At 68.1% G+C, this 15,076-nt stretch carries 13 protein-coding genes; 10 read left to right on the top strand and 3 right to left on the bottom strand.

Annotated features, from left to right (window positions below; translation table 11 throughout):
* Positions 1-56 precede the first annotated feature (56 nt).
* The 4 genes from KHF85_RS16490 to lpxC all read left to right on the top strand — a co-directional run bounded on the left by KHF85_RS16490 (position 57) and on the right by lpxC (position 4,756).
* Entirely contained in the window at positions 57-950 is an 894-nt protein-coding gene (locus tag KHF85_RS16490; protein ID WP_284567484.1) for a cell division protein FtsQ/DivIB, read from the top strand.
* Positions 947-2,182 (top strand): cell division protein FtsA, encoded by a 1,236-nt coding sequence (ftsA, locus tag KHF85_RS16485; protein ID WP_003465508.1) that lies wholly within the window; start codon positions 947-949, stop codon positions 2,180-2,182. Before KHF85_RS16490 ends, ftsA begins: the two co-directional genes overlap by 4 nt.
* Before the next feature lie 195 nt (positions 2,183-2,377).
* Positions 2,378-3,598 carry a cell division protein FtsZ gene (gene ftsZ, locus KHF85_RS16480; protein ID WP_009576849.1) on the top strand — a complete coding sequence of 407 codons (1,221 nt, stop codon included), beginning with the start codon at positions 2,378-2,380 and terminating at the stop codon, positions 3,596-3,598.
* 246 nt (positions 3,599-3,844) lie between these two features.
* Positions 3,845-4,756 carry a UDP-3-O-acyl-N-acetylglucosamine deacetylase gene (lpxC, locus tag KHF85_RS16475; RefSeq protein WP_284567483.1) on the top strand — a complete coding sequence of 304 codons (912 nt, stop codon included), beginning with the start codon at positions 3,845-3,847 and terminating at the stop codon, positions 4,754-4,756.
* A 148-nt stretch (positions 4,757-4,904) separates the two neighbouring features.
* On the opposite strand, the gene KHF85_RS16470 is transcribed toward lpxC, so the two are convergent.
* On the bottom strand, positions 4,905-5,381 hold the full coding sequence (locus KHF85_RS16470) for a DUF721 domain-containing protein (RefSeq protein ID WP_284567482.1): 477 nt from the start codon (positions 5,379-5,381) through the stop codon (positions 4,905-4,907).
* A 10-nt stretch (positions 5,382-5,391) separates the two neighbouring features.
* Between KHF85_RS16470 and KHF85_RS16465 the strand changes: the two genes are divergently transcribed.
* The 4 genes from KHF85_RS16465 (at position 5,392) to KHF85_RS16450 (ending at position 11,092) form a co-directional block, all read left to right on the top strand.
* The gene (locus KHF85_RS16465) at positions 5,392-6,339 is read left to right on the top strand and encodes a M23 family metallopeptidase (RefSeq protein WP_206711108.1); all 948 of its coding nucleotides are present in this window, start codon (positions 5,392-5,394) and stop codon (positions 6,337-6,339) included.
* A 162-nt stretch (positions 6,340-6,501) separates the two neighbouring features.
* Entirely contained in the window at positions 6,502-9,243 is a 2,742-nt protein-coding gene (secA, locus tag KHF85_RS16460; protein WP_284567481.1) for a preprotein translocase subunit SecA, read from the top strand.
* Positions 9,244-9,525: 282 nt separating this feature from the next.
* Complete coding sequence (locus KHF85_RS16455; RefSeq protein WP_409976625.1) at positions 9,526-9,909, top strand: VOC family protein; 384 nt, start codon at positions 9,526-9,528, stop codon at positions 9,907-9,909.
* A gap of 220 nt (positions 9,910-10,129) precedes the next feature.
* Entirely contained in the window at positions 10,130-11,092 is a 963-nt protein-coding gene (locus tag KHF85_RS16450; RefSeq protein ID WP_284567479.1) for a Nudix family hydrolase, read from the top strand.
* Between the two features lie 144 nt (positions 11,093-11,236).
* Here the strand turns inward: KHF85_RS16450 and KHF85_RS16445 are convergent, their stop codons facing one another.
* On the bottom strand, positions 11,237-11,887 hold the full coding sequence (locus tag KHF85_RS16445; protein WP_284567478.1) for a DUF4124 domain-containing protein: 651 nt from the start codon (positions 11,885-11,887) through the stop codon (positions 11,237-11,239).
* A gap of 386 nt (positions 11,888-12,273) precedes the next feature.
* Positions 12,274-13,098 (bottom strand): methylenetetrahydrofolate reductase [NAD(P)H], encoded by an 825-nt coding sequence (gene metF / locus KHF85_RS16440; RefSeq protein WP_284567477.1) that lies wholly within the window; start codon positions 13,096-13,098, stop codon positions 12,274-12,276.
* A gap of 183 nt (positions 13,099-13,281) precedes the next feature.
* On the opposite strand from metF, the gene KHF85_RS16435 reads away from it, so the two are divergent.
* Positions 13,282-14,205: a M14 family metallopeptidase gene (locus tag KHF85_RS16435; protein WP_284567476.1), complete on the top strand. Its 924-nt coding sequence runs from the start codon at positions 13,282-13,284 to the stop codon at positions 14,203-14,205.
* Positions 14,206-14,478: 273 nt separating this feature from the next.
* Positions 14,479-15,036, top strand: a complete 558-nt coding sequence (locus KHF85_RS16430; protein WP_284567475.1) for a DUF3228 family protein — start codon at positions 14,479-14,481, stop codon at positions 15,034-15,036.
* Positions 15,037-15,076: the final 40 nt, after the last annotated feature.

The following is a 15,076-nucleotide window of genomic DNA, read 5'->3' as shown; positions in this document are numbered from 1 at the left end:
GCTTTTACGAGTCCCGAGTCCCGAGTCCCGAGTCCCGGTTCCACCGAGGCAAACGCATGAGCGCCCTCCTGCGCATCCTCGCCTGGCTGCTGGCGCTGGCGCTGGTCGCGCTGCCGGTGGTGGCGGTGCTCAACGGCTGGGTCGGCGCCGAGCGCTGGCCGTTGAGCCGGTTGCAGGTCAGCGGCGATTTCAAGCGCGTGCCGGCCGAGCAGTTGCGCCAGGTGGTGTTGCCGTATGCGCGCCGCGGTTTCTTCGCGGTGCGCCTGCAGGACGCGCAGAACGCGATCGAGCGCTTGCCGTGGGTGGAGAGCGCGCGGGTGCGCAAGCGCTGGCCGGACGTACTGGAAGTGCGCGTCACCGAGCACCGCCCGTTCGCGCGCTGGGGCAGCGATCGCATGCTGTCCGAGCAGGGCCGCATCTTCGCGCTGCCGAGCGAGCTGCGCGGCATGGCGCTGCCGCAGCTGGCCGGGCCGGACGCCAAGGCGCAGGACGTGATCGCGCTGTACAACGAATCGCGCGCGCTGTTCGCGCCGGCCGGACTGCAGGTCGACGGCGTGGCGATGGACGCGCGCGGCAGCTGGTCGCTGCAGCTGGGCAACGGCGTGCAGGTCGTGGTCGGCCGCGACGACGCCCGCGCCCGCCTGGCGCGCTTCGCCCGCGTGCTGCCGCAACTGGCCACGCCGGAGCAGGCGCCGATCGCGCGCGCCGACCTGCGCTATACCAATGGCTTCACGGTGAGTCGCAAGGCCGTTGAAAGCCGGGACGCGGGACCCGGGACTCGGGACTCGAAGAAGCCGGCGCTCGGGACTCTGGACTCGGGACCCGGGAAAAGCACGAGCGGTCAAGCGGTCGCGTTCGCATCACTGGCTCTTCGAGTCCCGAGTCCCGAGTCCCGAGTCCCGCACGCCCCAGTCCCGAACCTCCCCCTTCTACGCAGTACCCACACATGAACCGCAAAGGCGACAAATCCCTCATCGTTGGACTGGACATCGGCACCTCCAAGGTCGTCGCGCTGGTCGGCGAGTATTCGCCCGGCAACCCGATCGAGGTGATCGGCATCGGTTCGCACGAATCGCGCGGGCTCAAGCGCGGCGTTGTGGTGGACATCGAATCCACCGTGCAGTCGATCCAGCGCGCGGTCGAGGAAGCGGAGCTGATGGCCGGCTGCGAGATCCGTTCGGTCTACGCATCGATCTCCGGCAACCACGTGCAGTGCAAGAACTCGCCCGGGATCGTGCCGATCCGCGATGGCGAAGTGACCTGGAACGACCTGGACCGGGTGCTGGAAGCGGCCAAGGCGGTGGCGATTCCGGCCGACCAGCGCATCCTGCACGCGATCCCGCGCGAGTACGTGCTGGACGATTCGCAGGAAGGCATCCGCAATCCGGTCGGCATGACCGGCGTGCGCCTGGAAGTGCACGCCCACCTGGTGGTGTGCGCGCAGTCGGCTGCGGCCAACATCAGCAAGTGCGTGCAGCGCTGCGGCCTGCAGGTGGACGATCTGATCCTGTCCTCGCTGGCGTCTTCGGTGGCGGTGCTGACCGCCGACGAGCGCGAACTGGGCGTGGTGCTGGTGGACATGGGCGCCGGCACCACCGACCTGGCGGTGTTCGTGCAGGGCGCGATCTGCCACACCGCCTCGCTGCCGATCGCCGGCGACCACGTCACCAACGACATCGCGCACATGCTGCGCACGCCGACCCCGGAAGCCGAGCAGATCAAGGTGCGCTACGCCTGCGCGCTGGCGCAGCTGGCCACCGCCGAGGAAAGCATCCAGGTGCCGAGCGTCGGCGACCGTCCGCCGCGGCGCATGCCGCGCCACTCGCTGGCGCAGGCGGTGCAGGGCCGCTACGAGGAGATCTTCGAGATGGTGCAGGCCGAACTGCGCCGTTCCGGCTTCGAGGAACTGGTGCGTGCCGGCATGGTGCTGACCGGTGGCGCCTCGAAAATGGAAGGCGTGGTCGAACTGGCCGAGGAAATGGTGCAGATGCCGGTGCGCGTGGGCATCCCGCAGCACGTCACCGGCCTGGGCGAAGTGGTCGGCAACCCGGTGCACGCCACCGGCGTGGGCCTGCTGCTGATGGGCAGCCAGATCGAACACCCACGGCGTCCGTCGCTGCCCACCGGGCGTGCCGGCAGTCTGTTCAAGAAATTGAAGAATTGGTATCGCGGGGAGTTTTGAGAGCCGGGACTCGGGACTCGGGACCCGGAAGAGCAAAAGCGGAGAGCGGAAGGGCGGAGAGCAGAGAAGGTAGGTCGGCAACATCCACTAAGAAAATAGCCGGTGCGCAAGGCCGGGCAGGGAATCGAAGCGTTGCTTTTCGAGTCCCGAGTCCCGAGTCCCGAGTCCCGGCCCCATAACAAGAGGAAAACGGACATGGCGCATTTCGAACTGATTGAAAAGATGGCACCCAACGCAGTAATCAAGGTGGTCGGCGTGGGCGGCGGCGGCGGTAACGCGGTCGCGCACATGGTCAGCAGCAGCGTGGACGGCGTGGAGTTCATCACCGCCAACACCGACTCGCAGGCGATCAAGAACTGCGGCGCCAAGCTGCAGCTGCAGCTCGGCACCAACGTCACCAAGGGACTGGGCGCCGGCGCGAACCCGGAAGTGGGCCGCCAGGCCGCGCTGGAAGACCGCGAACGCATCATGGACGCGCTGCAGGGCGCGGACATGGTGTTCATCACCGCCGGCATGGGCGGCGGCACCGGCACCGGCGCCGCCCCCGTGGTCGCGCAGCTGGCCAAGGAGATGGGCATCCTGACCGTCGCCGTGGTCACCAAGCCGTTCCCGTTCGAAGGCCGCCGGCGCATGCAGGTCGCGCTGAAGGGCATCGAGGAACTGAGCCAGCATTGCGACTCGCTGATCACCATCCCCAACGAAAAGCTGATCACCGTGCTCGGCCGCAACGCCACCATGATCCAGGCGTTCCGCGCCGCCAACGACGTGCTGCAGGGCGCCGTGCAGGGCATCGCCGACCTGATCGTGCGTCCGGGCCTGATCAACGTCGACTTCGCCGACGTGCGCACCGTGATGTCGGAAATGGGCCTGGCGATGATGGGCACCGGCTCGGCCCGCGGCGACGACCGCGCGCAGGCGGCGGCCGAAGCGGCGATCCAGAACCCGCTGCTGGACGACGTCAACCTGGCCGGCGCCAATGGCATCCTGGTCAACATCACCGCCGGTCCGGACTTCACCATGGCCGAGTTCGACGAGATCGGCCGCACCATCGAAGGCTTCGCCTCGGAAGACGCGACCGTCGTTGTCGGCACCGTGCTCGACCCGGACATGCAGGACGAGGTCCGCGTGACCGTGGTCGCCACCGGCCTGAACCGTGCCGTGTCGCGCCAGACCCAGCGTCCGGAGCAGCGCGCGCCGATCAAGCTGGTGCGCAACGCCACCACCGGCCAGCCGGAATTCGGCGACTTCGAGCATGCCGGCGACGCCGTGTCCAAGGCGGTCGGCGGCGCGATGGGCCTGGGCCTGCGGCGTCCGAGCGGCGATGCGGTGGGCGCTTCCTCGCCGGCACCGGCGGCGGCCGATCTGCCGAACGACTACCTGGACATCCCGGCGTTCTTGCGCCGCCAGGCCGACTGACGTTTCGCCAGGCCAGCCTTGTGCCGGCCGCAACACCGCCGATCGGGAGTGTCCGCCCGAGCGGCGCGCCGTGTCCTTTGCTGCCGGGTCGTTTCGACCCGGCAGGTTTTTGCGACCGCGACGCCGGCCTTCGCCAGCGTTGCGCAAATAGGATGCTGTGACCGTCTTGTTAAAATTTGGCTAAACGCGTGATATTCTCAATTCCGTTCAGTTCCCGTCTGAGCGGACGTTCCCAGACTGTCTCCCATGACCCAGCAACGCACCCTCAAGAACACGATCCGCGCCACTGGCGTAGGCCTGCATAGCGGCGACAAGGTGTACATGACCCTGCGTCCTGCGCCGGCCGATCACGGCATCGTGTTTCGGCGCGTCGATCTGGAACCGGCAGTGGAAGTGCCGGCCGATGCCGAGCTGGTCACCGAGACCACGCTGTGCACCGGGCTGAGCCGTGGCGAGGCCAAGATCCAGACGGTGGAACACCTGATGTCGGCGATGGCCGGCCTGGGCGTGGACAACGCCATCGTCGAGCTGTCCTCGGCCGAGCTGCCGATCATGGACGGTTCCTCCGGCCCGTTCGTGTTCCTGCTGCAGTCCGCGGGCATCGTCGAGCAGGGCAAGCCCAAGCGCTTCATCCGCATCAAGCGGCCGGTGGAAGTGCGCGACGGCGACAAGATCGCCCGCTTCGCGCCGTACGACGGCTACAAGCTGGGCTTCACCATCCAGTTCGACCATCCGATGATCCCGGCCAAGCAGTCGCGCCAGGAAATCGAGTTCTCGACCATGGCCTACATCAAGGAAATCTCCCGCGCGCGCACCTTCGGCTTCATGCGCGACCTGGAATACATGCGCGAGCGCAACCTGGGCCTGGGCGGGTCGATGGACAACGCCATCGTGCTCGACGAGTTCCGCGTGCTCAACGACGACGACCTGCGCTACGCCGACGAATTCGTGCGGCACAAGATCCTCGATGCGATCGGCGACCTGTACCTGGCCGGCGGCGCCATCCTCGGTGCCTACGAAGGCTACAAATCCGGCCATGCGCTGAACAACAAGCTGGTGCGCGCGTTGCTCGCCGAGCAGGCCGCGTGGGAGTGGGTGAGCTTCGATTCCAAGGCCGTGCCGGCGCCGGTGGCCTACGGGGCGGTGGCCTACGCCTAAAGTTTCGCGCTCCGCGGCCGGGGGCGTTCCTGGATCACGGAATGGGCGATGCGTTGCGTCTTTGGCCCTTCTTAACTTCCATTTAACGAATCGATAACGACCTCGACGCCGGCGCCCGCTAGGATGCGTCGGGTCGTGACGTGCGTGTCTACGTGCGCAGACCGCGGCGTCCGGAGGCCGTCGTTGCTTCAGGTGTCGTGGAAGCGACGTCCTGCAAGGACGCCAGCGCGTCGCGCAAGCCCTTGTGCGTCGCCGCGGAAACCGGTGCTGGCTTGCTTCTTGCCTGTTGCATTGGGGAATGCGCGGATGCAGTCGCAATCTTGACGGTCACCCTGGTGGCCTTCAGCCCGAGGGACCGGGCCGCAGCGAGGATATCGGCCTCGGCAAGCCTGACCCGGGCGTGCCAGACCGGAGAGTCAACCAGAAAAACGAGCTGTTCGCCGTTCACATTGGCCAACCGACAACGGGAGGCCAGGTTCGGCGGCAGATGGGGGCGCAACTGTCGGTCCAGCGCGTCGAGCCACAAGGCACGCCGCAACGGGTCGCCCACCTTGTCCGCCAATGCGGCGTCCAACGCCGGCATCGGCGCGGTGGTATGGCCCTCGCCGGACTTTCGCTTAGACATGAAAACTCATATGGCGTTTAAGAAGATCGTAATCAATTCGCGTGAAAAGGGGATAAAGGACCTGCCGTGGCGGCTGCGCGAGTTCGCAGACCGGCGTCCCCTGACCGTGCTTGGCACGGTGCTGGCGGTGGGCATGGTACTCGGCATCGGTGTCAGCGCCGCGACCGGTTTCGTCGGCTCGGCGCAGTTGCGGGCCAGGCTGCACAAGCAGGATGCGGAGCTGGCGCAGGTGCGCCGCGACGCGCAGACCCAGGTCAACGCGCTGGCTGCGCGGCTGGGCGAACTGCAGGCGCAGGCCACCCGGCTGAACGCGCTGGGCGAACGCCTGACCCGCATGGGCAAGCTGCAGGACGGCGAATTCGACTTCGACCAGCCGGTCGGCGTCGGTGGCGGCGACGACGAGGTCAGCCAGGACATGCCGGCGCCGCAACTGGGCAAGGAACTGGACGGGCTGCAGCAGCAGTTCGCCACCTCCGGCCAGCAGCTGTCGGTGCTCGAATCGCTGCTGTTCGACCACCAGCTCGACCAGAACGCGGTGCCGTCACGGATGCCGATCCGCAACAGCTACATCACCTCCGGGTTCGGCGGCCGCGCCGATCCGTTCGGCCGTGGCGCCGGCAACCACAAGGGCATCGACTTCCACGCCAACGTCGGCGACCCGGTGCTGGCCGTGGCCGACGGCGTGGTCAGCTATTCGGGCGTGCGCGGCGGCTACGGCAACGTGGTCGAGGTCGATCACGGCAACGGGTATGTCACCCGCTACGCGCACAATTCGCGCTTGTCGGTGAAGGTCGGCGATCTGGTGCGGGTCGGCCAGGAAGTGGCCAAGGCCGGCTCCACCGGCCGTTCCACCGGCGCGCACGTGCATTTCGAGGTTTGGAAGGACGGCGTGGTGATGAATCCGGCCAAGTTCCTCGGCGACGGCGCCACCCCGGTGGGCCGCCGCGGCCGCGGCTGAGTCGGGCCTGGGGCGGCGTGCCGGCGCTTGAATCGCCGGAGCCCGCCCCAAGCTACAATACGCTTTGCCACGACAGGGCGCCTCGCGCCCTGTTTCGTTTGCGGCCCGCCGATTCCCTGGGGATTGGGCCGTACGGGCGTTCCTTTCCAACCGGTTCCTTCAATGATCAACAGTCTGCTTACTCGCGTTTTCGGTAGTCGCAACGAACGCCAGCTGCGTCAGCTCCACCGTATCGTCGCCAAGGTCAATGCGCTGGAACCGGAGATGGAGCAGCTCTCCGACGCGCAGCTGCAGGCCAAGACTCCGGAACTGCGTGGGCGCGTCGCCAGCGGCGAGAGCCTGGACAAGGTGTTGCCGGAAGCGTTCGCGGTGTGCCGCGAGGCCAGCCGCCGCGTGCTCGGCATGCGCCACTACGACGTGCAGCTGATCGGCGGCATGGTCCTGCACCTGGGCAAGATCGCGGAAATGCGCACCGGCGAAGGCAAGACCCTGGTGGCGACATTGCCGGTGTACCTCAACGCGCTGGAAGACAAGGGCGTGCACGTGGTCACCGTCAACGACTACCTGGCGCGCCGCGACGCCGCGCAGATGGGCAAGCTGTACAACTGGCTGGGGCTGAGCGTGGGCGTGGTCTATCCGGGCATGCCGCACAGCGACAAGCACGCCGCCTATGCCGCCGACATCACCTACGGCACCAACAACGAATTCGGCTTCGACTACCTGCGCGACAACATGGCGCTGTCCAAGGCCGACCGTTACCAGCGCGGCCTGAACTATGCCATCGTCGACGAGGTGGACTCGATCCTGATCGACGAGGCGCGCACCCCGCTGATCATCTCCGGTCCGGCCGACGATTCGCCGGAGCTGTACATCCGCGTCAACCGCATCGTGCCGCAGCTGACCAAGCAGGAATCCGAGGAAGGCGAGGGCGATTTCTGGGTCGACGAGAAGGGCAAGCAGGTGCACCTGTCCGAGGCCGGCATGGAGCACGCCGAAGAGCTGCTGCGCGCGGCCGGGATCCTGACCAACGACGAGGACCGCCTGTACGGCGCGCAGAACCTCAGCGTGGTGCATCACCTCAACGCCGCGCTGCGCGCGCATGCGATCTACCAGCGCGACGTGGACTACATCGTGCGCGACGGCGAAGTGGTCATCGTCGACGAATTCACCGGCCGCACCCTGCCGGGCCGGCGCTGGTCCGACGGCCTGCACCAGGCGGTGGAGGCGAAGGAAGGCGTGCCGGTACAGCGCGAGAACCAGACCCTGGCCAGCATCACCTTCCAGAACCTGTTCCGCATGTACAAGAAGCTGTCCGGCATGACCGGTACGGCCGATACCGAAGCCTACGAATTCCAGAGCATCTACAACCTGGAAGTGGTGGTGATCCCGACCAACCGCCCGACCATCCGCAAGGACTGGCCGGACCAGGTGTTCCTCAACCGCCAGGGCAAGTTCAACGCGGTGCTCGCCGACATCGAGGACTGCGCCAAGCGCGGCCAGCCGGTGCTGGTCGGCACCACCTCGATCGAGACCTCGGAGATGCTGTCCGAGCACCTGCGCAAGGCCGGGGTCAAGCACGAGGTGCTCAACGCCAAGCAGCACGAACGCGAGGCGCAGATCGTCGCCAACGCCGGCCAGCCCGGCGCGGTGACCATCGCCACCAACATGGCCGGCCGCGGTACCGACATCGTGCTCGGCGGCTCGCTGGAAGCGGAACTGCACGCGCTGGGCGAGGAAGACCTGAGCGAGGCCGAGCGCGCACGCCTGAAGGCCGCCTGGCAGGAGCGCCACGACGCAGTCAAGGCCGCCGGCGGCCTGCACATCATCGGCACCGAGCGCCACGAGTCGCGGCGTATCGACAACCAGTTGCGCGGCCGCTCCGGCCGCCAGGGCGATCCGGGTTCCTCGCGCTTCTACCTGTCGCTGGAAGACAACCTGATGCGCATCTTCGCCTCCGACTGGGTGCAGAAGGCGATGCGGATGATGGGCATGAAGGAAGACGACGTCATCGAGGACAAGCTGGTCAGCCGCCAGATCGAGAAGGCGCAGCGCAAGGTCGAGGCGCACAACTTCGACATCCGCAAGAACCTGCTCGACTTCGACGACGTCAACAACGACCAGCGCAAGGTGATCTACGCGCAGCGCGACGAGCTGCTCGATGCCGAGTCGGTCAAGGACAACGTCGACGGCATCCGCGACGACGTGATCTACGACATCGTGGCGCGCTTCGTGCCGCCGAACTCGATCGACGAGCAGTGGGACCTGGCCGGGCTGGAAGCGACCCTGTCCAGCGACCTGGGCCTGCCGCTGTCGCTGACCGACCTGGTCAAGCGCCACGAGGAACTGGACGCGGCCGGCATCGCCGAGAAGGTACGCGAGGAAGTCGATCGTCATTTCCAGGAGAAGGAAGCGGCGGTCGGCGGCGAGACCATGCGCGCGCTGGAGAAGCACGTGATGCTGACCGTGCTCGACCAGAGCTGGAAGGAGCACCTGGCGCGCATGGACTACCTGCGCCAGGGCATCCACCTGCGCGGCTATGCGCAGAAGCAGCCCAAGCAGGAATACAAGAAGGAAGCCTTCGAGTTGTTTTCGGAGATGCTCGAGCACGCCAAGCGCGAGGTGGTGACCTTGCTGGCGCGCGTGCGCATCCGCAGCGAGGAAGAAGTGGCGGCGCTGGAAGCGCAGGAACGGCAGCAGATGGAGGCGCAGCTGCGCCAGGCGCAGTTCCAGCACCAGGACGCCGGCGGCTACAGCGCCGATGAGGAAGCCGAGCAACTGGCGCTGGGCGCCAACCCGCAGCAGGTGGCGCAGGTCACCCGCGAGGCGCCCAAGGTCGGCCGCAACGATCCGTGCCCGTGCGGCAGTGGCAAGAAGTACAAGCATTGTCATGGGCAGTTGAGCTAGCTGTTGCGAGCGCTGTTGCGCATTCGCGCACCAGCCCCACGCTTTGCTTCGCAAAACGCGTGCCCCGGCTCATCAGCCTCTACAACCCCGCGCCTGTCGGCGCGCCCCCTTTACTAAAGGGGGGAGCGCTCCAGACAGGGTGCGGTGATTGGTCAAATCCTCGTATCTACAGCCCCGCCTTGCGCGGGGCGTTTTGTTTTGGGAGAGGCTTGTGGCCTGCTTGCCGGTGTGGCGTGTTGCGCGTTCTGCGGGTAGGGTGCCGGGTGTCGCCATTGCCGTTGGATGCATGCCGTGGAGCCTTCCGCCAGTCTCGAATTGAAGGTGTTCGTGCCGGCGCGCGATTTTGCGCTGTCCGTGGAGTTCTATCGCGAGGTGGGATTCGTGGCGCAGCCGCTTGGCGAGGGACTCGTCTGTTTTCGCCACGGCGAGCGCTGTGCGTTCCTGCTGCAGGATTTCTACGACCAGGGGTTGGCGCACAACCTGATGCTGCATCTTTGGGTGGAGGATGCCGATGCCTGGTGGCGGCGGCTCGATGCCGCCGATCTGGCCGGCCGCTACGGCGCGCGCGTCGGCGTGCCGGAGGATCGGCCCTGGGGCATGCGCGACTTCAGCCTGCACGATCCGGGCGGGGTGTTGTGGCGGATCGGCCACGCCTTGCCGGGGTGAGCGAGGAGCCGGCGTCCATGCTGCGTCGGTGCTGCCGTTGCTGTGGTGTTCCCCTGCATGGCGGCATGCGCCCGGTTTCGCCGTAAGCGGCGCGTCGCCACCCGCCGCCGCCTCGCCGTGCGTTGGCCGAATGCGCGCAGCGCTGCCGTGATGCGCGGATCGGCGGCGATGTGAATCGCGTGCATTGCGCTGGCACCGCCGAAGACGGCAAGCTTGCGCCATGTCCGAACCGCTCAGATCCATCCATGTCGTCGCCGGGGTCATCACCGATGCCCGCGGCCGTATCCTGCTGGCCCGGCGGACCGAGGGGCGCGATCTCGCCGGCCTGTGGGAGTTCCCCGGCGGCAAGCGCGAGCCGGGCGAGACCTCCGTGCAGGCCCTGGTGCGCGAGCTGCAGGAGGAGCTGGGCATCGAGGCCACGGTCGGCGCGCAGCTGATCGAGGTGCCGCAGCGCTATCCGGACAAGCGGCTGCGCCTGGAGATGCGCCAGGTGCTGTCGTGGAAAGGCACTGCGCGCGGTCGCGAAGGCCAGGCCCTGACCTGGGTGGCGCCGGACAAGCTGGACCGCTATGCGATGCCGCCGGCCGACCAGCCGGTGGTGGCGATGCTGCGCCAGCCCGATCGCTATCTGGTGACGCCGGAGCCGGTCGATCCCGAGCGCTGGCTGGCGTCGCTGGAGCGCGCGCTGCAAGGCGGCGTGCAGCGCGTGCACCTGCGCGCGCGCAGCCTGCCGGCGGCGCAATGGCAGCCGCTGGCGCGGGCCGCGGCGGCGCTGTGTGCGGCGCGCGGCGCGCAGGTGCTGGTCAATCGCGATCTGGCGCTGGCGCAGGACCTGGGCATCGGCGTGCATCTGGGGTCGGAGCAGCTGGCGCAGTTCGACGCGCGGCCGCTGCCGCCGGGGCACTGCGTCGCCGCGTCCTGCCATCGCCTGGAGGAACTGCAGGCGGCGCAGCGGCTCGGCTGCGACTTCGCGGTGGTCGGCCCGCTGGCGGCCACCGCCAGTCACCCCGGCGCCGCGCCGCTGGGCTGGGACGCGTTCGAGCGCCTGCGCGAGGAAGTGGCGCTGCCGCTGTACCCGATCGGCGGCCTGCTGCCGGCGCAGATCGCCGAAGCGCGCCGGCATGGCGGCCAGGGCATCGCCGCGATCCGCGGCTTGTGGCCGCTGGACGTGGATGCGGCCTGAGCGCTGGCGATTGCCGCCACGTGTGGGAGCGACTTCAGTCGCGACACGCATTGCCGGCAATGCGCTCGCGATGGATGGCCCCAGGCCACCCGTAGTCGCTGCTGCAACACTGCGCCGCTGTCGGGGCTGCAAGTCGCAAGCGCACTAGAAACTGATCCAGAAGCAGTTGTACTGCCGGCGCAGGCGCAGCACGGTCGCTGTCGGCGTGGCGCTACCGGCGAGGGTCTGCTCCAGGCGCAAGCCGGTGGCGCGCGCGCGCGGCGGCGTGGCGCTGGCGCCTGGCGCTGTGCCGGTGGCGGCCTGCGCTGTCGCAGACATGGCGTCGGGCGCATCCCGCGCGGTAGCGGCCGAGGTCGCGGATGTCGTCGGCATCACAGGGGCCGGATCCATCGGTGCCGACGCTTGCGCCAGCACCGGCACGATCGCGACCAGCGGCCGCCGGGTGATCGCATCGAGGCGGTCGAGGATAGGCCGCGCCGCGTCGTTCGAGATGCCGTTCCACCAGTACAGCGTGGACAGGCGATTGACGTCGCGCGCGTCCACCGCGGTGCGGATCTGCTGCGCCAGTTCGCTGAGCCGGCGCACGCATTGCGGCCGGTACAGGCCGCTGGCGCCTTCACTGGCGGTCCTAGGCGCGGTGCGCGGCGGCAATCGGTCGATCGCGCCCAGGTCTTCGCAACGGCGGTCGCTGAACACCGTGGCGCCGTCGGCGCCGGTGCAGCGATTGACCTTCTGCGCGGCGGCGGGCGTGGCGCAGAGGCAGAGCAGCAGCATGATCGACGAGGGTGCGCGCATCGCGCCAGCCTAGCTGCAGGGCTGGCGTGTGGAAAGGTCGAAGAGAGGTGCAGGCGGTAGCGTGGACGACGCAGGCGAGCGCGGTTGTTGCGGGATGTGGGCCGGTTCTGATGCTTCGCGCGGACGGTGTGTTCGACGGCTTCGCTCGTCGCGACTGAAGTCGCTCCTACAGGTGGTTTTGCCGGATGAGGCCCTAAGGCTGCTGTAGGAGGGGCTTCAGCCCCGACCGGTTGGTTCCGAAGCCAGCCAAGCTTGCGACACCGTTTGTCGCGGCTGAAGCCGCTCCTACAAGTGATTCTGCGAGGCGCTGCGAGGGCGTTTGTGGGAGGGACTGCAGTCCCGACGCTGTCCGCCATCGGGATGCCTGCCGAAGCCGCAGGCCGCGCTCACTCCAGGCGCGACAGCACGCTGGTGGTGGGCTTGGCCAAGTTGAGCGTGTAGAAGTGCAGCGCCGGCGCGCCGCCGGCAAGCAGGCGTTGGCACAGCGCGGCGACCAGGTCGGCGCCGAATTCGCGGATCGCGTCGCCATCGTCGCCGAGGGCCTGCATGCGCTTGCCGATCCAACGCGGGATCTCCGCGCCGCATTGCTCGGAGAAACGCCGCAGTTGGCTGAAGTTGGAGATCGGCATGATCCCCGGCACGATCGGGATCTGCACGCCGAGCTTGCGTACCGCATCGACGAAATGGAAATACGCGTCGGCGTTGTAGAAGTACTGGGTGATCGCGCCATCGGCACCGGCATCGACCTTGGCCTTGAAGTGGCGCAGGTCGCTCAGCGCGTCGCTGGCCTGCGGATGCGTCTCCGGATACGCGCCGACCTCCAGGTGGAAGGCATCGCCGTGCTCGGCGCGGATGAAGGCGATCAGGTCGGCGGCGTAGCGCAGGTCGCCGGGATGGCCCATGCCCGAGGGCAGGTCGCCGCGCAGCGCGACCAGGCGCCGGCAGCCGATCGCGCGGTACAGCTTGAGCAGCTCGCGGATTTCTTCGCGGCTGCCGCCGACGCACGACAGGTGCGGCGCCGCCTCGAAGCCGTGGTGCTGCTTCAGATGACGCACCGTCTCGGAGGTGTAGCTCAGCGTCGAGCCGCCGGCACCGAAGGTGCACGACACGTACTCCGGCGCGTAGGCCTTCAGGCGCGCGGCGGTGCGGTCCAGCTGCGCACGCTGTTCGTCGGTCTTGGGCGGGTAGAACTCGAAACTGATGGCGGTCATGGGCGCGGCGCGTCAGGTGTTCGCCGAAGTATATCTCTTCATCCGGATGGATGTGTGATTGGTGTCGGCGTCCGTTGCGTTCGGCATCCGCTTCGGCGCCGATCGCCGCGCGCGCTGCTGCCGTGCGGCGGGTGCGCTTTGCTACAGTCGCCGCCTTCATTTGTCTACGCGGAGCCGCACCCCATGAGCAGCGCAGCCTTCTATCCGATCGGTACCCCAGGCGTACCCTGGGGCGCTGCTGAGAAGGCGGCCTGGCTGGCCCGACAGCAGCGTCGGCGCAGCTACCAGGACGAGGTGGTGGCGGTCATCGCGCGTCTGCGCGGGCAATGGGACGTGGTCGAGTACGGGGAACTGGCATATGCGCAGGCGCGCTATCCGCTGCTGGCGCTGCGCAGCCGCGACTGGGACGCGGCATTGCCGTGCATGCTGGTGACCGGCGGCGTGCATGGCTACGAAACCAGCGGCGTGCATGGCGCGCTGCAGTTCGCCGAACGCCACGCGGGCGACTACGCCGGCCGTGCCAACCTGCTGGTGGCGCCATGCGTGAGCCCGTGGGCCTACGAGCGCATCCATCGCTGGAACGCCGACGCCCTCGATCCCAACCGGTCGTTCCGCGAGGACAGCCCGGCGCAGGAATCGGCCGCGCTGCTGCGCCTGGTCGCGCCGCTGCGCGGGCAGGTGCTGATGCACATCGATCTGCATGAGACCACCGACAGCGACGAGTCCGAATTCCGCCCGGCGCTGGCCGCGCGCGACGGCGTCGGCTACGAGCCCGATGGCGTTCCCGACGGTTTCTACCTGGTGGGCGACAACGACAACCCGCAGCCGGCGTTCCAGCAGGCGGTGATCGCGGCGGTGGCGCAGGTCACGCATATCGCGCCGGCCGATGCGCAGGGCAAGATCATCGGCTCGCCAGTGGTGGCGCATGGCGTCATCAACTACCCGGTGAAGACGCTGGGGCTGTGCGCGGGCATCAGCGACGCGCGCTACACCACGACCACCGAGGTCTACCCCGACAGTCCGACCGCCACGCCCGAGCAGTGCAATGCCGCGCAGGCGGCGGCGATTCGTGCGGCGATCGATTACGCCTTGGCGCATCCGGAGTAGGTGCCGGGCGTGAAAAGCGGGACATGCTGGGTGTCTGCGCGATGGCGGGCATCGCGGCGCGCCGACCGTTTTCTGTACGTGTAGGACGGGGTTTCAACCCCGGCGCTCTATCGGTAGGCGTCGGGGTTGAAACCGCTCCTGCAAAAGCCGGGGCGGAACAGCGGGCTGGCCGGAGCGATGCCATGACGGCCGTTATTCGGGTGTCCAGTGCGCACGGTGTCCATCGCCCACCGGGCGCGCTACGCTTGCCCGCTCCTCGTGCCCGTGCTCGCCATGTCCATCGTCCTGACTCCTTTCGCCCGCACCCGCCTGTTCCCGCGCGACGCGCGCCGCAACGCGATCCAGGACTGCACGCCCGAGCAGTTCGAGCGCCATCTCAACGACACCGTCCCGCTACGTGTGCTGGATGGCTATGCGCCGTTCTGCAAGCTGCATGTGCACCGCAACTGGACCTCGACCCGCTGCCTGACCGCACCGATCACCGAAGCCAACCGGCATCTGCTGCGTTCCGGCTACGAAGCGCGCAGCAGGGAGGAATTGCCGGTGCTGGTGCGCTGGTTCGAAGGCGTCGCGCCGCCGGTGGCCGCGTACCTGTTGCCGATCCTCTACAGCCGCGAACAACTGGCGCGCGAAGGCGAACCGATCGAGGCCGAGTGGGGTGTGGTCGGCTGCCTCTACACCGCCGAGCCGCAGGAGATCCCGATGGCGCCGATCACCATGCTGCGCAACGCGCTGGGCGTGGAAGAGGGCGGCTCTGGCGTGGCAATGGACCGCGAGGCGTATCGGCGCAGCGTGGCGTTCTGGGAAGGCAACGCGAACTGGCGCGGATGAGCGTCGCGCGGCGGCCCGGCTGAGTGCGCATGGCTGCGGC

Source organism: Xanthomonas graminis pv. graminis (assembly GCF_030168915.1).
In the GTDB taxonomy this organism is placed as follows: Bacteria; Pseudomonadota; Gammaproteobacteria; order Xanthomonadales; family Xanthomonadaceae; genus Xanthomonas_A; species Xanthomonas_A translucens.
Note: the sequence above shows the minus strand (reverse complement) of the source record. Positions and strands in the feature narration are given on the sequence as shown.

Bases quoted from the DNA above. Each gene is read 5' to 3' on its own strand.
- ftsA (WP_003465508.1), top strand. From the start codon at position 947: ATGAACCGCAAAGGCGACAAATCCCTCATCGTTGGACTGGACATCGGC.
- KHF85_RS16465 (WP_206711108.1), top strand. From the start codon at position 5,392: ATGGCGTTTAAGAAGATCGTAATCAATTCGCGTGAAAAGGGGATAAAG.
- KHF85_RS16470 (WP_284567482.1), bottom strand. From the start codon at position 5,381: ATGTCTAAGCGAAAGTCCGGCGAGGGCCATACCACCGCGCCGATGCCG.
- KHF85_RS16445 (WP_284567478.1), bottom strand. From the start codon at position 11,887: ATGCGCGCACCCTCGTCGATCATGCTGCTGCTCTGCCTCTGCGCCACG.
- metF (WP_284567477.1), bottom strand. From the start codon at position 13,098: ATGACCGCCATCAGTTTCGAGTTCTACCCGCCCAAGACCGACGAACAG.
- KHF85_RS16455 (WP_409976625.1), top strand. From the start codon at position 9,526: ATGCATGCCGTGGAGCCTTCCGCCAGTCTCGAATTGAAGGTGTTCGTG.
- KHF85_RS16450 (WP_284567479.1), top strand. From the start codon at position 10,130: ATGTCCGAACCGCTCAGATCCATCCATGTCGTCGCCGGGGTCATCACC.
- KHF85_RS16430 (WP_284567475.1), top strand. From the start codon at position 14,479: ATGTCCATCGTCCTGACTCCTTTCGCCCGCACCCGCCTGTTCCCGCGC.
- KHF85_RS16435 (WP_284567476.1), top strand. From the start codon at position 13,282: ATGAGCAGCGCAGCCTTCTATCCGATCGGTACCCCAGGCGTACCCTGG.
- ftsZ (WP_009576849.1), top strand. From the start codon at position 2,378: ATGGCGCATTTCGAACTGATTGAAAAGATGGCACCCAACGCAGTAATC.
- secA (WP_284567481.1), top strand. From the start codon at position 6,502: ATGATCAACAGTCTGCTTACTCGCGTTTTCGGTAGTCGCAACGAACGC.
- KHF85_RS16490 (WP_284567484.1), top strand. From the start codon at position 57: ATGAGCGCCCTCCTGCGCATCCTCGCCTGGCTGCTGGCGCTGGCGCTG.
- lpxC (WP_284567483.1), top strand. From the start codon at position 3,845: ATGACCCAGCAACGCACCCTCAAGAACACGATCCGCGCCACTGGCGTA.